Consider the following 17,983-nt stretch of genomic DNA (forward strand, 5'->3'; position numbering starts at 1 on the left):
AGCATCCTCATCACTCCAAGTTTTAATACTTCTATTTTAAAACAAAAAAAACTGTAGGCAAAGTCGATTTTCATCGAGTTTGTCTACAGTCTGAAACCACCTTAAAGGTGGTTTTTTTTATTAGGGTAGCAAGAAAACTATTTGAAAAGGATACTATAACTAAACGGCTAAATTAATTAATTTTTGATATGATTATACCCTCTATCGTTTCATTAAAAGAAAATTCCATATTAACCTTTTGGTTTTTATCAAAGTACCCCATTATTTTCGCACCAGAATCATCTCTTTCGTAGTAATTTTCTCCATATTCTTGTATAACATCTTCCTTTGAACTGCCCTTTGTTATTTTCTTTGATGTTTTATATGTATTGCTTGAAAAAAAATAACTAGCAACTTGCCCATTAACTATTTGAAATTCTATATCACTATTATCTCTATCTTTCCCATATATTAAATAGGTGGATTTTGACTTTTCTACCTCTTCAACAAAGTCTGGTTCTCCTAAAACTTCTTTAATCTTATCTTCTGTTGAATTTAAAGAAATTGTATTTACTTCCTCTGACAAACTTGTGCTATCAGTATTTTCATAGAAATCCATTTTATTAGTGGTTCCACAACCACTTAATACAATAATTGATAATAGTAAAATTGATACATACGGAAAAATCCAAACATTAAATTGTCTCCTTATAAATTAGTTGATAGCCATTGAGTTTTAGATTTGATCTGCTTGTTCAGTTTTAATTTCACTAATAATTTCTAGTTATTCTTTAGCAATTATGATCAACAACTCCCCCGTTCATTTTAAAAAAGTTATTTTAATATTACCATTTATCTAAATATTTTATTTACATTAGCCAGTAAAGCCCTTAAACTTTTGGTTACCATCCATATTCAAATAGAGTACTTGGATTTTCATTTATCGAGGAGGAATTTTGTATGCAAAGATTACAAGAAATTTTAGAGACCAGAGATTTTATTATGAGCAAAACGGACAATCAGCCAAAAATCGGTATGATTTTAGGATCGGGGTTAGGATCTCTTGCTAATGAAATTGAGAACCCATTCAAAATCCCATATAGTGAAATTCCTCACTTTGCAAAATCCGAAGCAATTGGACACGCAAACGAACTAGTAATCGGGCAATTGAAAGGTAAGACTGTAGTGGCTATGAAAGGACGCTTTCATTATTATGAAGGATATACACTAGATGAAGTGACATTTCCCGTACGTGTCATGAAGGCATTAGGGGTGGAGCAATTGATCATTACCAATGCTTGTGGCGCAGTTAATACAGACTTTAATCCAGGTGATTTAATGCTCATTACCGACCATATCAATTTAGTTGGTACAAATCCTCTCATAGGACCTAATAATGATGAATTGGGTACTCGCTTCCCTGACCTTTCCCAAACTTATCATCCTGACTTGCGAAACATTGCGTCCAAAGTAGCTAAGGAAAAGAACATTTCCTTGCAACAGGGCGTCTATGCTTGGTGGAGTGGTCCCGCATATGAAACACCAGCGGAAATTCGAATGATTCGTACGCTGGGGGCAGACGCTGTAGGGATGTCAACCGTTCCGGAAGCCATTGTAGCCGTCCATGGCAAGATGAAAGTGCTAGGGATTTCCTGCTTAACGAATATGGCTTGCGGGATTTTAGATCAACCATTAAGTCATGATGAAGTGATTGAAGTTGCAAGTAAAGTTAGAACGCAATTCGTTGGATTGGTCAAAGGAATTGTGGAAGAAATGGAATAGTAATAGAATTGTAGGCATTATGCGCCCCAAAAAAAGATTGTCGAGATAACTATATCTTCTCGACAATCTTTTTTTATCTCTACATGGAGCTTTTCCTAGAGCTTCATTCCCATCCGGCTCTTATAGCGTTTAATAAGGAGTTGGCAATCGACGCTGACAACCCCGACGACCGGATATAACTTTTCATTGAGGAAGCGTTCCATCTCCTGATTATCCGTGAAGATTCCATGCATATGCAGCTTACTAGGCCCCGTCATATGATACAAACTCGTTACTGCAGGCTCATCCTCCAGTTGTTGTGCCACCGATTCCAAATATTTAGGCTCCACCTCGACATTGAAAAATGCAGAAACATGAATGCCTATCTTAGCCGGATTGATGACAGCGGTAAAACGTTCAATCACCCCTTTTTCCACTAAATGATTGATTCTCGTCTGAACCGCCACTCTCGACAGTTCCACTTGCTTTGCTAAATCCGTATACGAAATCCGCGCATCTTCATGCAAGATCGAAATGATTTTCTTATCGATTTCATCCACCTTGGTGCTTGGAATTCTAAAGTCCTCTGCCATCTATGTAACTCCTTTTCGAATCATTTATTCTATTATCTCAAAGGATAGGGCCCTTCACCAATTATTTTCATGCAAAAGAAAAACTGCCAGAAAACCGGCAGTTTCGTTAATGAAGAATCAATAGCCAAATATATAGTCCAAACAGAGTAATGAATAGTGTTGGAACAGTCAGGATGATTCCTACTTTAAAATAATATCCCCATGTGATCCGGACACCTTTTAGCTTTAATACATGGAGCCATAAAAGTGTGGCCAAAGAGCCGATTGGCGTGATCTTTGGTCCTAAATCGGAACCGATGACGTTGGCATAAATCAGAGCATCCTTAATAGGCGCCGTTGTTTGAACTTCCGCAATGGCCAAGGCATTAATCATGACCGTTGGCAGATTATTCATGAATGAAGATAGAATAGCCGCAATGAATCCCATGATAATCGTCGCCGAAAACAAACCTTGATTGGCCGTTGCCTTAATGACGTCAGCTAACAGACTAGTCAGTCCTACATTTCGCAGTCCATATACGACCACATACATCCCAATCGAGAAGAATACGATATTCCATGGGGCACCGTTTAAAACGGTACGGATTTTCACGGCTGGACTTCTTCTTGCCAAAATCAAAAGGACAATGGCAATTGCACCAGCCACAAACGAAACGGGTAAACCTACAAACTCACTTGAAAAATAGCCGACTAGAAGAATAGCCAGGACGAACCAGGAAATCTTGAACATACGTGGATCCTTTACCGCTTCGGCAGGACGCTTCAAATGAGAGGAATCATAGGTTACAGGTAGATCCTTTTTGAAAAACAAATACAATACGAGAATGCTAGCTCCTAAACTGAATAAAGTCGGAACGATCATCCGGCTGGCATATTCGCCAAAACCGATCCCGAAAAAGTCCGCTGATACAATATTCACCAGATTACTGATGACGAATGGCAAGGAAGTTGTATCGGCAATGAATCCGCTCGCCATGATGAATGGGAGCACCATCTTATCGTCGAACTTCAATGCTCGCACCATCGCTAGCACAATCGGCGTCAAGATCAATGCCGCCCCATCGTTTGCAAAAAGCGCCGAAACGATGGCTCCTAGAATCATCACCAAAATGAAGAGACGGAAGCCTTTACCATCTGCATATCGGGCCATGTGAAGCGCAGCCCATTCAAAAAATCCAATTTCATCTAAAATTAACGAAATGATAATCAGGGCCACGAACGTCAATGTCGCATTCCAAACAATCTGCGTCACATCACTTACATCCTGGAATGAAACAACACCGAACAAAAGAGCGATGATCGCCCCTCCGCAGGCACTCCAGCCAATTCCCAGACCCTTTGGCTGCCAGATGACCAACACTAATGTAATCATAAAAATAAGTAGAGCTAAAAACGTCGAACTCATGATGCCAGCACCTCTAAGCCACTCCTTCTATAAAACTTTCGTCCTTTAACTATATAAGAATACTAGTTTTTACACAACGTACAAAGGCCACCAATCTCTTGGTAGCCCCCTGTCAATATGAACCTTCCAATTCACTTTCTTCTACATACCACAGGAAAGGTACATCCACATAATCATTCCCTGTTCCATACCCGATTCCATCGGTAGGCACTGTAGGAAAAACTACCTTACCATCCTTGTCATAGAATCTATTCCCTATTTTAAATGTTTGTCCATACTCAAAGAACCCATCAAAACTGGATTCCTTCTGTACTTCTGCATACTGATCCATAAGAGTCCGCCAGCTATCCGGATATTTTTCCACTCCATATGATTTATCCTCAACCGTGATGCTGTGCATCATTTCTAATCCGGGTTCATAGGTCGCCTCATCCCCTGATACACTGAAATTCCTATCTTTTTTCATAAACGCCTTAATTTCAGACACTTCGTCCTTTGGATTTAGATTCCACATAAAAAATGAATCTCCTTCTCCATTCCAGGCCTTTGGCTCACCCCCATTATCTACGGAAGCCGCTCTCCACTTTTTGTCCTTCCATACCCAGAAACTCATCCCGTATTCTTTGCTTTCATTGATGAAAGGGACAAAAACATGGGTTTCATCTAAATAAAGAACGTCTTGAATAACCTTGGGTTCTGCTTCAGGAAAAAAAGAATTGATTCGTTTAATCACTTGTTTATCCGTAAGAAATGCTTCAGGTTCTCTAGGAGCTCGAATGATAAAAAGGACACCCACTATAAGGAAAATCACGATCAATAAAATGATGGTTTTCGTTTTTTTATTCATTTCTTTCAGCACCTCCGATCAACACAGATTCTTCAGACCGGAAGTAAACCTGGCCTCCATTATTCGGTGTAATGAGGAAACCCTTTCCATCATCTTCTACATAAATGACTGTTTTAAGTCCGCTGCCCTTTTCAGGAACCGTTCCTATCAAAAGATAAGGGAACCGTTCTTTATACCCGTTCTTTTCATTAATTTTATAATACCAAGATTCACTTTTGATTTGATTTTGTTTCATCTTGTCCACCTGTACTTGCAACACTTCATTATTCAATGTGACATCCTTGCCAGCTGGGTGAGTGATAATCAGGGAAGCTTTTTCAACGTCCTGCATATAGGTCGAGGGTTGATCTTTTGGGAACATTAAATGTTCAAGCGGCGAGTTTAAGAATGAAGAAGCAAAAAAGATGAAATTCACGCAAAACCCTAGCCAAGCATAACGACGGTACCGCGGCCAACGCTCTGTATTGTCCTTTCTTCTCAAAAACCAATATAAAAAGACGACCCCTAATGGCAATATTGGTATCTTTGTCACTTCACTTGATAAATTAAAATGAATACTGAAAGAAAAAATCCCAATGAGCATAACTAGGAGCCCTTTCCATACCTTTGGCGGATTCTGTTGTTTTTTGTAAACAACAAAGAATAGTAGGGCAATAAGTAAATAACTGAAGACTAATAGAATAAAAGAGGGCATATGTACAAACACGTTCTGCTTCATTTTCAACTCATCCTCCCACCACTTAACGGATGTTTACCTATTAAATGTAATATAATCACTCTACCATATCCCATCTCTTTTGTAACCGCAGCCTCCCCCACCTTACTTAGTAATAAAGATGGGGTCTTACCTTTTATTGAAAACCGCGGTTATAGGTATCCACAGCTTAATCCTTCGATTGAACAGTATTCATTATATTTTTATATTCCTTATCATTGATGATTCCCAACTTCTTGAACAAGGTGGAATATCCAATGATTTTCTTTTGGGTACGGTTCGTAAAATTCATATGAATCCTCTCCTTTTTTATAATCTATGCAATTCCGACAAAATGTTTCCTTAAGGCAAAATAATTTGTACAAACTAAAATAAAAAACATGTCCTCCATTAGCAGGACATGTTTTTTAGAGGTCATGAATGACTATATGAACTCAATGCCAAAAAGACCTTATCGATAAAGGGATAAGGTCTTTTGACAGCTCATCATCATTATTTAGATGATAGTTCACTTTCCGTTACCCATTGATGATTTTTCACTTCAATCCCACCATCGGTAGGTTTGTAATCAACCATATAAACGGTAGTGGTATCGGCTTCCTCAATGACACCTTTTGCGCCTTCCATACCCTCCATATGATCGGTATCAAGAGTCACTTCAGTACCTGGTTCTAACGGAACTTCCCCAGCATCCTCGATTTCTTCATGGATCACCCATTTATGATTTTCAACTTTTTTATCCTCTGTTGTAGGTGTATACGTAACGGAATAAGCTGTCGTATCATAGGCTCCGACAATTGTTGCTTCGGCGCCATCCATGCCTTCCATATGATCTGATTTAATCGTTGCTTTACTTCCCACTTCATACTTTGGATTCTCTGCAGCTTTCAAACCATCAGGAACCTCTGCCTCATTGGAAGTATCTTTAGCATGGTCCATATGATTCGTTTCCTCTTTAGTCGTATCTGTATCCGTACTTTGTTCCGTTTTCGGTGTTTGATCCGTGCTTTTCTCTTCATTATCATCATTACATGCGGATAATGCGAAAGCTGATGCCAAAGAAACCAAACCAATTGCTAATTTTTTGCTTTTCATAGTTGTAGTCACTCCTAATAGATTATTTAATAAGTCGAAACAGAATGCTAGCCTAAAATATATGTATGTACTCTGCTCACCCTTACTACATGTGTAAGTATCCTGTCTCTCTTATATTTTTACCCCATTAGAATCACCATAAACATGGATTATTTGACATGATGAACAACACTATCTCTTTATATTGATTCCTTAACCCGAATGTTCGGACTAAAATTGATTCGTTTGTTTATAGCAATCTCTAGAGTTTCCAGCCCCTATTCCGAGATGGTTAGAGTCTGCTGAATTCTTGAAAGGCAAAGTTCATATGGGAAAATCGGAAGCGTTTGCAGTTAATATATAATAGAAGAAAGTCGTCCATGAGGAGAGATTTGAAATATTCGTTTTTAGGGGATCTGCATTCAAAAAAACTAAAAGCAGAACAATTTCAGTAATGGTTCTGCCACATGATTCAAAGAGTATACAGCTAGCTAGGTATTGTTTCTAGTCGATCAACTTGATCAACCCATTGTATCGTTAATAAATTCGGCAGAGTCGACAGTTCATGATGAATCTGAATATATTTTTTGCACTTCACTGTCGCAACACACTCAATAATAGAATGTTGATCTTCTATCAATACTTTATAGCTACCTACATTCGGTAACGAATAATTAGGTAGTAGACCATTCTTCTGACAATATTTCGTTTTATAAAAGCGTCCCAATAGCCTCGGTAATTCACTAAGCTTCCGTTCTGATAAATACCTCCGAATCAAGGTCGAACTGATTTTTTGATCATTCCACTTTAGCTCTTCGACAACTGAGAGGCCTACTTGCTGGATTGCTGCATAAGTTGCCAGGGTATGAACAGTTCCACTCGCTTTTGCCCCATATGTGTAATCGAAACCGCAAATGATTTCCTTAGCATTCAACCCAATAATATAATCATCTAAAAAATCGTTCGCTTCTACTTTAGCTAATTCCTTTGTGAATTCCACGATATAAAAAATATCCACTTCAAGCCTTTCTAGTTTCTCAACCTTTTGTTCTAGCGGCTCAAGATAGGAAACTTCTTTATCCGAAAATAGCACACTTTTAGGATGCGGAAAAAAAGAGAGAACCGCTAGTGATAAGTTTTGTGCTTTTGCTTTTTCTTTAGCGGTTCGAATAACTTTTTGATGCCCTAAATGCACACCATCAAAATAACCAAGGGCCATCGCTACATGGGGAGCGGTTTGCTTAATCTCTTGTAAATTATTCGCATTCACATAGATTACCTTCATTGCGATTCTCTCCTTTTTCTTTATCTTGCTAGATTTTGTGCCACTTCATAAATTAAATCTTCTTGCCCACCAACCGCTTTCATTTGGCCGATTTTCATTAAAAGGTCCCGTTCGTCGACACCAAATTGTTTTGCGGCCTTTTGTGCATGCAATAAGAAGCTTGAGTACACGCCAGCATACCCTAAGGTTAAGCTACCGCCAGTTATTTCTTGTGATTGTTGCATGATGGGCGCAATTACATCATTCGCCGTGTCCATTAATGTATATAAATCGATGCCCGTTTCAAAACCTAGTTTTTCTAAAACAGCGACCATTACTTCTGTTTGTGTATTACCGGCCCCTGCACCTAATGCACGCATGCTTCCATCAATATAAGTGGCTCCAGCCTCCACCGCTGCAACTGTATTAGCCATGGCCATCGATAAATTGTTATGGGCATGAAAACCAATATCACATTGTAAAGTTTGTTTAAGCGCTGTAATTCGCTCGGTTACATCTTTTGGTAACATGGCTCCAGCCGAATCTGTTACATATACGATCTCTGCTCCGTAACTTTCAAATAATTTTGCCTGCTCCACGATTTTTTCAACAGGTGCCATATGGCTCATCATTAAGAATCCAGCTGTTTTCAAGTCGAGTTTGCGTGCTAATTCAATATGTTGGGCAGCTACATCGGCTTCTGTTACGTGCGTTGCTACACGAACCATTTTCGCCCCTAAGTTCGCTGCATTTTCCAAGTCATGTTTTGTACCGATTCCAGGAATCAATAATACAGCGACTTCTGAAGTCGTACATTCTGATACAGCCACTTCAATCAGTTTCAGTTCATCGGTTGCTGACAAACCATATTGTAAGGAAGAACCACCCAAGCCATCTCCATGTGATACTTCAAAATAGCGAACACCCGCCGCATTTAAACCTTTTGCTGCAGCACGTACTTGTTCCTCTGTAAACATATGGCGGACAGAGTGACTTCCATCACGTAACGATACATCTAAAATATTTAATGTCATGAGATGACCTCCTCCTTCCCTCTTTGTAAATGACGTGCCATTTCATTGCCGACTTGCACGGCAGCTGCCGTCATAATATCCAAGTTACCAGCGTAAGCCGGTAGATAGTCTGCTGCCCCATTCACTTCGACAAATACGGATACTTTCCTACCTTCAAAAATCGGCGACACTTTTAATGTATAACCTGGTACGTAAGCTTGCACTTCCGCTACCATGTCGTGAATCGACTTGGTGATCGCTTCTTCATGACCTTCTTCTTCGACCAAAGCATGGATGGTATCACGCATAATAACTGGTGGGTCCGCAGGATTCAAAATGATAATGGCTTTCCCTTTTTTCGCACCTCCTACCACTTCGATCGCTTTAGAAGTTGTACTTGTGAATTCATCGATATTTGCGCGTGTACCAGGACCGGCAGAAAGGCTTGAAATGGTTGCGACAATTTCAGCATACTCTACCGACACAATCCGATTTATGGCATGAATGATGGGAATTGTCGCCTGACCGCCACACGTAACCATATTCACATTCGGTTTATCGATATGCTCTTTTAAATTTACTGGTGGAACTGTAAATGGTCCGATTGCAGCTGGTGTTAAATCAATTACTTTTTTATTGGCAGCCGTTAATCGATCGCTATTATGCTTATGTGCATACGCACTTGTCGCGTCATATACGATATCCACTAAATCAACACGTTCCATGAGTCCGTCAATCCCGTTTGAAATTATTTCATATCCGCGCTTCTTTGCACGTTTTAAACCATCGGAATTCGGGTCGATGCCTACCATCACACTCATTTCCAATACGGGGCTGCGCTCGATTTTGTACATTAAGTCGGTGCCTATATTTCCTGACCCGATGATTCCCACTTTAAGCTTCGTCATTTTTTCACCACTTCCTTAGAAATGTTAACGCTTACTTTTCCGAGCTGACCGAAGTCCACTTCGAATTTATCGCCTGTTTCAAAGGTCACGGCTTTTGATAGGGCTCCTGATAAAACAAACATGCCAGGCTCGATGGAGATCCCATATGTACTCACTTCATTTGCTAACCATACCACCGCTTGGAGCGGGTTGCCTAACACGGCCGCGCTCGTTGCTTCATCTAAGAATTCACCATTTTTATGCACGGTCATTGGTATATTCGTGATGTCTTCAATCTCTTCAAGCAGGGTCCGCTTTTCTCCTAAAATGGCACCTGCCGAAGAGCCATTGTCCGCCACTGTATCCTCGAACTTTATTTCCCAATTCGCAATCCGGCTATCGATCACTTCCACTGCTGGCACAACATATGCCGTGGCATCGATTACATCCTGCACCGTCACGTCAGGTCCTTTTAACTCTTTATTGAAAACAAATGCGATTTCAAATTCCACCTTTGGTTGAATGAAGGACTCAGTCCTTAAACCATCAGCCTCGTCGTAAACCATCGTATCTAAAATGAAGCCGTAATCCGGTGTATAGACATTCAACATTTCTTGCATCGCTTTACTCGTCAACCCAATTTTCAGCCCTTTTACAGACGCCCCGTTGTCCGTCTTTTGACGAATTTGCGCCAATTGCACGGCATAGGCATCAGCAGGGGTAATCTTTTCATAAGTTTCAGTTAATGGTGCAATGGGCTGTTTCGTACGTTCCGCTTCAAGCAATGCTTCCGCCATTTTTTGTGTATTCATAGACCATTCTCCTTTTATGAATTGACTGTTTCTACCGCATTCAACTGATGATATTTACCACTGAAGAACAATAACGGATTTTTATCTTCAAGATGTAAGTCGATTACTTTACCAATGAATAATGTATGGTCACCTTCTACATGTTCCGATACGACTTCACATGCAATTTGGGCGATGGCCCCTTTTAATACAGGTTGTTCAGCCAATGCTTCGAATTCTACTGCATCACCAGGTCTCCCAGCGAAATGACGTGAATAATGCTCTTGGTCTTCGGCTAAAATATTAACTGTGTATTTTTTGGATTGTGAAACTTTCTCTAAGAATTTTGCTTTATGTCCAACGGAAATTAAGACAAGCTTAGGATCCAATGATATTGACACGAAACCATTTGCCGTCATTCCATGTGTTTCACCTTCGTTTTCTGTTAAAAGAACGGTTACACCTGTCGCAAACTTTCCCATTGCATCTCTAAATAAACGATCATCCATCCTAATTCCTCCATTCGTAACTGAATAATTCAATCATAAATCAGTCCATTTAAAATTATCATTGTATTTTTTATTGAAAATTCAGATAAAAACAATAAAATTGCACATGAAAATAAATTTGAATTCTTTGTGAATTATTTTTACAAAAAATCAGCTGTATCATATATCCTTCCATTAAAAATTCCACATTGCAAATCGGAAATTTTTCTTTTTCATTTTTGTTCTCTTTCAAAACACAAATTAGTATCCTTATTTTTTTGCTTGTAAATCTCTTTTTTTTCAAATAGAATTCTGTTCATGGAAGAAAAATTTCCGAATTTTCCCACCATTCACTATTATTCTTGTAGAGAAAAGTGAAAATAATGGTGAAATGTGTGCCTTTACTTACAATAATGGAGGTGTTTGATGATTCCAATGCCAAATTGAAAGCGTTATCACTACTTTTCAGAAAAAGACAGAAGTATCAGACCACCAATACTTTTTTGAAAAACAATTGTGGATGGGGAAAATACGGTAATACAAGGGGGATTTTCATGCGTTGGGTTGTATTAGCTTTTCTATTCTTACTATCTGTTTTAAATTATACGGATAAATCGGTTTTAGGATTAGCCGCAGAGCCAATCATGACTGAACTGAATCTATCTTATGATCAGTTTGGTTTAGTAGGAAGTAGTTTCTTCGCTGCTTACGCTGTCGGAAGTATCGTTTTAGGTACCTTAACGTATCGCTTCAACACAAAATACTTATTAATGATGATTGCTACTGGATGGACCATTTCATTAGCAAGCGCTTATTTTGTAGAAACGTTAACACACTTAATTTTACTGCGTGTTGTCTTAGGTTTCTTCGAAGGTGGTACGCTCGGTCTGTGCATCGTGCACTTAGCACGATGGTTCACTAGTTCACAACGTGGCGTCGCTGCAGCTATCATGACTTCTGGTACAACAGTTGGAACGTACTTGGCTGCACCACTTTTAGTTAAAGGCATCACGAATTTTGGTTGGCAGCACACTTTCGCATTATTAGGGATAGCAAGCTTTGCATGGGCGATCCTCTTCTTCTTCATGAGAGACGAGCCAAAGCAACCCCTCATCGAAGACGTAAAAAGTTTAGCCTCCAACAAGGAAGTACCGTTCAAACATATCTTTAAAGTATTCATCAACCCTTATGTATTATCGATTTTAGTTGTAGGTTTCGTATCCATGTGGATTACAACTTGGGTCCTTACATGGGCACCAACTTACCTAACACAAATCGTGGGTCTTGAGCCACAGCGTATGGGCTTAATCTTCGCTGCAATGGGCATTTCAGGAACAGTGTTCGCAATTTGTATAGGTAAATTCACAGACTACTTATTCAAGAAAAATAAAAGCCTTATCAAATCTTATGATCGTGTATTAATTACAGTATTGCTGGTCGGCGCTGCTTCTTATGCGATGACCACGATTGTCGCTTCACCGGTTCTAGCCTGTTTGTTCCTAGGGATGGGCTTAATCATAAACACTTGCTTATTACCGTTAAATACAGCGATTAAAACATTGATCATTCCGAAAAATCTAGTAGGTAGCGTAACGGGTGTCTCATTATCCATTTCAAGTATGGCTGGAGTAATCGGGCCATGGATTACCGGGTACTTGATTACACAAGCAGGCGATAACGTGCGGTCAGGCTTCAACTTAGGTGTGTTGGTCATCGTTAGTTTATATGTTGTTACGGCCATCGTGTTAGTAGCCACACGTAAATTAAAAATCACCGCAACTGAAAAAGAAGATGCTCGTCGTGCTACAGAAGAAGAGCAGATAAACCTTGACATCGCCCCAGGGCGATAATACTCAACCATGGGTTCATCACATGTAAACAGACTGAAGACAAACTCAAAGAATGAGTTTGTCTTCAGTCTGTTTTGTTTATAAAAGCGGTTTACGTAACTCTTCCATCCATCTCGAGCCTAATGGTTGATAGACTCCGCTCTTATCTTGCAAATTCCTCGAAGCTTAAGCTATCCGACAAGATCAGTACCTGAATGACTAATAAGGTATACGCTGCAGTCGATGCGTCTTTCAGTGAAATTTGTAGTTGCTCTTCGATTTGCTTGATACGATATTGGATACCGCCGATAGATAACGTCAACTCGTCCATCGTTTCTTTCAAGCGCTGACTATTTAATAAATAGACGTAAAGCGTATGCAATAATTCCTTTTTACGGGGATCATCAAAATTGTATAAGTCTTTTAACGTCTTCTTCGCCATTTCGTGCAGATGCTCCATGCTCATGTTCTTTACGATATCCCCAAGCATTCCTAAATCTTCGTAATCCGTTAGCAGCTTATCGTTGGGAAAGCGCTGTGCAACACGCGCCTCTTGTAGCGAACGCTCGAAATCTTTGAAGTTACTAAATGTTCCGCTAAGCCCGATCGAATATTTATAATTGGCATTTTGCTTCTCCATCTTTTGAAAAATTTTCGTGATTTTCTTATTCCAGCCTTGCTTATCACTATTTAGCGAATTGAGGAGCGCAATTTCCTCACCAAGCACTGCAAAAATACAAGGCAAATCCCACTCTTTTGCCAACTTGGACAGCTGTGTCAACTGGTCATGAATGTCGATGATTTCTTTATTTTTCTTTTTCTTTTTGACACTGATAATACCTGTAGAGAACGGCGGCTGAAATTTAAATGGTAAAAATTTATAGTAAGATTCGATATCTTTAATTTTCCGATTATGAATTAAGCGCTCCAAAAGTGAGCTACGCATCCTTTGTTGCTCTTCAAACTGCGCCTCCTCATATAAAATACATAAGGCCACCACCGTAGAAATCCGCTCTAAAAATAAGTGGTCGTTTTCATCCATATCCTTTTCATCAAAGTAGAAAAATGAACAAGTGGCATAATTCCTTTTGTTAATAAGAACAGGTGCCGTCAACTTCCTGAATGTTTCGCCTTTGTAATGCGAAACGTTATGCGTATCGTCGAAATGCGATAATTTCACCTTATCTTTTTTTATTGCTAGTTGCTGTTCTTCCGTTAAACCAAAATGGCTTAACGCATTGCCATGGATATCCTCAATCAAAATCGATATGTTCAACAGCTCGGACGCAACCTGAACAATTTCATCCATCGAATGTTTATCTGTTACTTTTTGTGTGAGCTGACTATTAAACAATGAAATTTTCTCGAGCACTTGCTTATGGTGTAAAAGTGCATCATAAGTCATTTCAAGTTCAGATAAAATGTTGTCGTTTTGATAAAGGTGGATAAGCTCTTCCTCATCTTCGAGCCAATCGCTCTCCAAGCGCACTTTAAACTCACAGCACGGATCACCTTTTGCGACGCACTTGTACTCAACGGCAATAATCGATTCACCATACTCATAGGTCAATGCACCACTTGCAAACCCACATAACATATGACAAACACATTCGTTTGCTACACCATAATTTTTTAGGTGTAACGCGGCTTCGAATGATTCTACCCATTGTCCCCACGTATCGATGCATTCAACCGTGCCATCTGGATGTCGCACAATTTCCCCCATGAAAATTACATCCTTCACGTGACCTAAGCGTGAATGTCTCTTACCGACTGGATCTATCGAGTCTTTATTTTGAAGCATCTTTCTTGCTGATTCCATCCCGAACTCTTTCCCAAATCGAAATAAAAAGCCTTTTGTTTTATGAGAACCAATGTTGTTAAACAAGCTGTTCTTTAATGTATGGAAGGCATTTGCCGACATTAAAATATTTTTCGTTTCGCTGGAATCAAATGCAATTTCGCTCATTAAAATCACATCCCCTTTGACTATCTATTCCTCATATTACAAAAGTGAAATTGATTTTTCAATAAATTTTAAAGATTAACACTATTCTTTCAATAAAAATCAGTATAACGTTTGAAATTATTAACAGGTATACTCAAAACAGAAAATAAAAGCACATCAGTATGAGGAGGCAAAGCGATGACAATTCTTGAAGGGTTTCATAATAGTTACATATTGGCAAACGGTGTACGTACACATTATTCCTGGGCTGGAACAGAAGGACCAGCTGTAATTTTACTGCACGGTGCAGGACCTGGAGCATGCGGCGCAGCAGGTTGGCGTTTTATGTTACCTGCATTAGCTAAAGCTGGCTTCCGAGCATATGCAGTAGACCAACTTTCAATGGGCTTTACCGACGCCCGCCCTCACGCATGGCCTGTAAATGGTCATCAAAGCCTAGTGGATCATGTACATGATTTCATTGAAGCATTATGCCTCGACGAAGTATCACTTGTCGGCAATTCACAAGGTGCTTACGTTGCAGCTAAATATGCCATAGACCACCCAGAAAAAGTAAATAAAATTGTTTACATCGGTAGTAATACCATCTATCAAGCGATGCATGAAGTACCTGAGAGAAAGCTGCGGTCATTCTTAGAAGTGATTGGTTATGACTATACAGAAGAATCCTTACGTAAATTCATGTACCGTAATTCAAGCGAAGACACGGTCATTCCTGAAGAACTGATTCAACTACGTCATCAAGCGGCAACCCGCCCAGGCGTTAAAGAATCCAATCAGGCGTTCGATGCCTACTTAGCGAGAATGAACGAAGAGCCTAAGCTTTGGGATCGTTACTGCATGAAAGATACCTTACCAAAATTGAAAATTCCAGGCCTATTCATTTGGGGTAAGCAAGACGCCGTTGCACCAGTGGAGACAGGTTATAAACTCGAGAAACTATTACCGAACATATCATTTGAATATATAGAAAACTGCGGTCATCAAGCTCAAACGGACCAACCGGAAATCGTGAACAAACTTGTCGTTGACTTTTTGGCAGTGGAAAAAGATCAAGCCGTTACAGCACAATAAACTATTTTTGAAAGGATTGATCAAATGGTAACAATAGTTGAAAGTAAAGGGCTGTATGAAGAAATTATGCAAAAAGCAAAGCGCATCGGTGAAGCCGCAGAGTTAGAAGCAATCGAAGCTGATCGAAATTCGACCGTGTCCCCACGCATCGCGGAAATTATTCGTGAGGAAGGCATTCACCGTTTGATTTTACCGAAAGAGTTTGGTTATCCACAACTCGATTGGCATACATTCGTTGATATGGTAAGCACAGTTGGTTACCATAACTTATCAGCTTCATGGTTAACCTACTTCTTCTCCGTGCATAACTCTTGGGTTTGCTACTATCCTAAGCACATTCGTGATGAAGTCATTAACCAAGGTGGCTTTGTAGCTGACGTATTTGCTCCCATCGGTAAAGTGGAACCAGTTGAAGATGGCTATGTCGTTTCCGGAAAGTACAATTTTGTAAGCGGTATCAATTACTGTGATTGGGTTGGCGTTGGCGCCATGATGAAATTCGAAGACAATGACAAGCCCGAACGTGTCGGCATTTTATTGAAGGTTTCTGACTTGGAAGTGGTAAAAACTTGGGATTCCCTTGGTCTTCGTGGATCAGGCAGTAATACATTGATCATTGATAATGTTTTCGTTAAGCCTGATGCCATTTTACGCTTCAGCAAAATAATCGAAAAGAGCCAACCGCCATATGAAGATTTCGATCAAGACTATTTATATTACAATACACCATTCTATCCTGGATTCTATGTAGGGTTCGCCGCAATGGCTGTTGGTGGTGCAGAGCGTGTAGTTGACGAGTTCGAAAAGCATACAGCCGGCCGCGTCCGCTTCTCTGGCATAAACGAAAAGGATTCTCCCACAAGCCAACGCGTGCTTTCGGAGTTAAAGCTAGAAATGATTTCTGCAAAAAGCTTATTGAACGAATACATCCGGATGATGGAAGAAGATAAAGGTGGTCCATACGAAGGAGCAAAATATAAAGCGATTCGTGCAAAAATCATCGATAAGTGTACACAAATCGGTGTTAAGGCCCTACTGACTTTAGGTGGGCACGCATTATTAAAAGGTCATCCGGTAGAAATGCACACTCGTGACCTGATGGCAATCGCCACACACATTACTTCTTTATATGAAGACGGCATATTAGGATACGGTAGAAATTTATTCGGCGTTCAAACAAACATTCAAGGGTAATTTCAACATCGGAAAGTATGATGGATAAAGATTGAAATCATATTTTCCTTGTCCTCTTATTAAAAAAACATGACTATGAGGTGAATATAAATGGAAAAATTTCTTTACGCACCGGAAATTGCAAAATTAGGACACGTAGCTTTAGTATCAGCAGATCTTGAAAAATCTTTATGGTTCTTCCGCGACACAATCGGGTTAGAAGAAACCGAAGTGATAGATGGTGTACATTACTTGCGCGCTTGGGGCGATTTCGAACACCATACATTATCCATTACAGCTGGTGAAACTTCTTACATCGATCACATTGGCTGGCGTACAAAACGTCGTGAGGACGTAGCAACTTTCGCTAAATTATTAGAAGATGCTGGTACAGAAGTACGTTGGATAGAAGCAGGCGAAGAAGTAGCCCAAGGGGAAGCAGTCCGCTTCGAATTACCAAGTGGTCACCGCTTTGAACTGTATTACGATATGGAAAAAACACCTGCTGATGAATCTCGTAAATCAGTGCTTAAAAACCAAACGTATAAATCTTGGGCCAAAGGTGTATCACCACGTCGCATCGACCATGTTAACTTACAAACTTCACAAGATAACGCTGTGATCGTAAATTACTTACAACAAGCATTAGGCTTCAAGCTACGTGAATATTTCGTAAATCCAGACGATGTACAAGTCGCAAGCTGGTTATCCGTAACAAACTTAGTTCATGACGTGGCAATCATGTCTACATCCCGTTCAAAAGAACCAAACGAAATGCATCATATCGCTTATTGGTTAGACAACTCCCAAGACTTACTACGTGCTGCTGATATTTTATGCGAAGCTGATGTACAATTCGTAGGCCCTGGTAAACACGGTATTTCTCAAGCCATGTACATTTACGTAAAAGATCCAGGAAGTGGCTTACGTCTTGAAATCTTTACAAACAGCTATTTAATCTTCGAGCCAGACTGGGAGCCAGTGAAATGGACGTATGAAGAATACTTGAAAAACGGATCTGCCTACTGGGGCGACCGTCGCCGCGATGACGTAGATCGTGAAGCACAAGTTAAGGAATTAGCGAATTCATAATAAATTGACCACCAGCCATTCATGATGAA

At 39.8% G+C, this 17,983-nt stretch carries 18 protein-coding genes; 5 read left to right on the plus strand and 13 right to left on the minus strand.

Annotated features, from left to right (window positions below; translation table 11 throughout):
• Window positions 1-172: 172 nt before the first annotated feature.
• Window positions 173-598: a hypothetical protein gene (locus tag ACIQXU_RS15395; RefSeq protein ID WP_402990597.1), complete on the minus strand. Its 426-nt coding sequence runs from the start codon at window positions 596-598 to the stop codon at window positions 173-175.
• A gap of 341 nt (window positions 599-939) precedes the next feature.
• On the opposite strand from ACIQXU_RS15395, the gene ACIQXU_RS15400 reads away from it, so the two are divergent.
• Window positions 940-1,761 (plus strand): purine-nucleoside phosphorylase, encoded by an 822-nt coding sequence (locus tag ACIQXU_RS15400; RefSeq protein ID WP_402990601.1) that lies wholly within the window; start codon window positions 940-942, stop codon window positions 1,759-1,761.
• A gap of 95 nt (window positions 1,762-1,856) precedes the next feature.
• On the opposite strand, the gene chrS is transcribed toward ACIQXU_RS15400, so the two are convergent.
• The 11 genes from chrS to ACIQXU_RS15455 form a co-directional block, all read right to left on the minus strand.
• Window positions 1,857-2,333, minus strand: a complete 477-nt coding sequence (gene chrS, locus ACIQXU_RS15405; protein WP_402990604.1) for a chromate efflux transcriptional regulator ChrS — start codon at window positions 2,331-2,333, stop codon at window positions 1,857-1,859.
• 106 nt (window positions 2,334-2,439) lie between these two features.
• Entirely contained in the window at window positions 2,440-3,738 is a 1,299-nt protein-coding gene (locus ACIQXU_RS15410; RefSeq protein WP_402990607.1) for an arsenic transporter, read from the minus strand.
• Between the two features lie 112 nt (window positions 3,739-3,850).
• Window positions 3,851-4,585: a hypothetical protein gene (locus ACIQXU_RS15415; protein ID WP_402990610.1), complete on the minus strand. Its 735-nt coding sequence runs from the start codon at window positions 4,583-4,585 to the stop codon at window positions 3,851-3,853.
• Window positions 4,578-5,303, minus strand: coding sequence for a hypothetical protein (locus ACIQXU_RS15420; RefSeq protein WP_402955415.1), 726 nt, complete (start codon window positions 5,301-5,303; stop codon window positions 4,578-4,580). The genes ACIQXU_RS15415 and ACIQXU_RS15420 overlap by 8 nt, the downstream gene beginning before the upstream one ends.
• Before the next feature lie 166 nt (window positions 5,304-5,469).
• Entirely contained in the window at window positions 5,470-5,592 is a 123-nt protein-coding gene (locus ACIQXU_RS15425; RefSeq protein WP_402867568.1) for a hypothetical protein, read from the minus strand.
• A 200-nt stretch (window positions 5,593-5,792) separates the two neighbouring features.
• On the minus strand, window positions 5,793-6,395 hold the full coding sequence (locus ACIQXU_RS15430) for a YdhK family protein (RefSeq protein ID WP_402867567.1): 603 nt from the start codon (window positions 6,393-6,395) through the stop codon (window positions 5,793-5,795).
• 466 nt (window positions 6,396-6,861) lie between these two features.
• Window positions 6,862-7,659 (minus strand): adenylyltransferase/cytidyltransferase family protein, encoded by a 798-nt coding sequence (locus ACIQXU_RS15435; protein ID WP_402867566.1) that lies wholly within the window; start codon window positions 7,657-7,659, stop codon window positions 6,862-6,864.
• Between the two features lie 20 nt (window positions 7,660-7,679).
• A complete protein-coding gene (dmpG, locus tag ACIQXU_RS15440) occupies window positions 7,680-8,672 on the minus strand; it encodes a 4-hydroxy-2-oxovalerate aldolase (RefSeq protein WP_402867565.1) in 993 nt (330 codons plus the stop codon).
• The gene (locus ACIQXU_RS15445; RefSeq protein ID WP_402867564.1) at window positions 8,669-9,559 is read right to left on the minus strand and encodes an acetaldehyde dehydrogenase (acetylating); all 891 of its coding nucleotides are present in this window, start codon (window positions 9,557-9,559) and stop codon (window positions 8,669-8,671) included. Before ACIQXU_RS15445 ends, dmpG begins: the two co-directional genes overlap by 4 nt.
• Complete coding sequence (locus ACIQXU_RS15450; protein WP_402955403.1) at window positions 9,556-10,350, minus strand: 2-keto-4-pentenoate hydratase; 795 nt, start codon at window positions 10,348-10,350, stop codon at window positions 9,556-9,558. Before ACIQXU_RS15450 ends, ACIQXU_RS15445 begins: the two co-directional genes overlap by 4 nt.
• A gap of 14 nt (window positions 10,351-10,364) precedes the next feature.
• Window positions 10,365-10,838, minus strand: a complete 474-nt coding sequence (locus tag ACIQXU_RS15455; protein WP_402990613.1) for a flavin reductase family protein — start codon at window positions 10,836-10,838, stop codon at window positions 10,365-10,367.
• Between the two features lie 533 nt (window positions 10,839-11,371).
• On the opposite strand from ACIQXU_RS15455, the gene ACIQXU_RS15460 reads away from it, so the two are divergent.
• Entirely contained in the window at window positions 11,372-12,667 is a 1,296-nt protein-coding gene (locus ACIQXU_RS15460; protein WP_402867561.1) for an MFS transporter, read from the plus strand.
• A 142-nt stretch (window positions 12,668-12,809) separates the two neighbouring features.
• On the opposite strand, the gene ACIQXU_RS15465 is transcribed toward ACIQXU_RS15460, so the two are convergent.
• Window positions 12,810-14,615, minus strand: a complete 1,806-nt coding sequence (locus ACIQXU_RS15465) for a V4R domain-containing protein (RefSeq protein ID WP_402867560.1) — start codon at window positions 14,613-14,615, stop codon at window positions 12,810-12,812.
• Between the two features lie 177 nt (window positions 14,616-14,792).
• Between ACIQXU_RS15465 and ACIQXU_RS15470 the strand changes: the two genes are divergently transcribed.
• From ACIQXU_RS15470 to ACIQXU_RS15480, 3 genes are all read left to right on the plus strand, one after another.
• Entirely contained in the window at window positions 14,793-15,689 is an 897-nt protein-coding gene (locus ACIQXU_RS15470; RefSeq protein ID WP_402955397.1) for an alpha/beta fold hydrolase, read from the plus strand.
• Window positions 15,690-15,713: 24 nt separating this feature from the next.
• On the plus strand, window positions 15,714-16,883 hold the full coding sequence (locus tag ACIQXU_RS15475; RefSeq protein ID WP_402990616.1) for an acyl-CoA dehydrogenase family protein: 1,170 nt from the start codon (window positions 15,714-15,716) through the stop codon (window positions 16,881-16,883).
• A 90-nt stretch (window positions 16,884-16,973) separates the two neighbouring features.
• Complete coding sequence (locus ACIQXU_RS15480; RefSeq protein ID WP_402867557.1) at window positions 16,974-17,954, plus strand: VOC family protein; 981 nt, start codon at window positions 16,974-16,976, stop codon at window positions 17,952-17,954.
• Window positions 17,955-17,983 lie beyond the last annotated feature (29 nt).

It is taken from the genome of Peribacillus sp. NPDC097284, assembly GCF_044761765.1.
Classification (GTDB): domain Bacteria; phylum Bacillota; class Bacilli; order Bacillales; family DSM-1321; genus Peribacillus.

Excerpts from the sequence above, each read along its gene's own strand:
- ACIQXU_RS15455 (WP_402990613.1), bottom strand. The coding sequence starts at position 10,838 with ATGGATGATCGTTTATTTAGAGATGCAATGGGAAAGTTTGCGACAGGT.
- ACIQXU_RS15480 (WP_402867557.1), top strand. The coding sequence starts at position 16,974 with ATGGAAAAATTTCTTTACGCACCGGAAATTGCAAAATTAGGACACGTA.
- ACIQXU_RS15425 (WP_402867568.1), bottom strand. The coding sequence starts at position 5,592 with ATGAATTTTACGAACCGTACCCAAAAGAAAATCATTGGATATTCCACC.
- ACIQXU_RS15395 (WP_402990597.1), bottom strand. The coding sequence starts at position 598 with ATGGATTTCTATGAAAATACTGATAGCACAAGTTTGTCAGAGGAAGTA.
- ACIQXU_RS15450 (WP_402955403.1), bottom strand. The coding sequence starts at position 10,350 with ATGAATACACAAAAAATGGCGGAAGCATTGCTTGAAGCGGAACGTACG.
- ACIQXU_RS15465 (WP_402867560.1), bottom strand. The coding sequence starts at position 14,615 with ATGAGCGAAATTGCATTTGATTCCAGCGAAACGAAAAATATTTTAATG.
- chrS (WP_402990604.1), bottom strand. The coding sequence starts at position 2,333 with ATGGCAGAGGACTTTAGAATTCCAAGCACCAAGGTGGATGAAATCGAT.
- ACIQXU_RS15420 (WP_402955415.1), bottom strand. The coding sequence starts at position 5,303 with ATGAAGCAGAACGTGTTTGTACATATGCCCTCTTTTATTCTATTAGTC.
- dmpG (WP_402867565.1), bottom strand. The coding sequence starts at position 8,672 with ATGACATTAAATATTTTAGATGTATCGTTACGTGATGGAAGTCACTCT.
- ACIQXU_RS15460 (WP_402867561.1), top strand. The coding sequence starts at position 11,372 with ATGCGTTGGGTTGTATTAGCTTTTCTATTCTTACTATCTGTTTTAAAT.
- ACIQXU_RS15430 (WP_402867567.1), bottom strand. The coding sequence starts at position 6,395 with ATGAAAAGCAAAAAATTAGCAATTGGTTTGGTTTCTTTGGCATCAGCT.
- ACIQXU_RS15445 (WP_402867564.1), bottom strand. The coding sequence starts at position 9,559 with ATGACGAAGCTTAAAGTGGGAATCATCGGGTCAGGAAATATAGGCACC.
- ACIQXU_RS15435 (WP_402867566.1), bottom strand. The coding sequence starts at position 7,659 with ATGAAGGTAATCTATGTGAATGCGAATAATTTACAAGAGATTAAGCAA.
- ACIQXU_RS15470 (WP_402955397.1), top strand. The coding sequence starts at position 14,793 with ATGACAATTCTTGAAGGGTTTCATAATAGTTACATATTGGCAAACGGT.
- ACIQXU_RS15400 (WP_402990601.1), top strand. The coding sequence starts at position 940 with ATGCAAAGATTACAAGAAATTTTAGAGACCAGAGATTTTATTATGAGC.
- ACIQXU_RS15410 (WP_402990607.1), bottom strand. The coding sequence starts at position 3,738 with ATGAGTTCGACGTTTTTAGCTCTACTTATTTTTATGATTACATTAGTG.
- ACIQXU_RS15475 (WP_402990616.1), top strand. The coding sequence starts at position 15,714 with ATGGTAACAATAGTTGAAAGTAAAGGGCTGTATGAAGAAATTATGCAA.
- ACIQXU_RS15415 (WP_402990610.1), bottom strand. The coding sequence starts at position 4,585 with ATGAATAAAAAAACGAAAACCATCATTTTATTGATCGTGATTTTCCTT.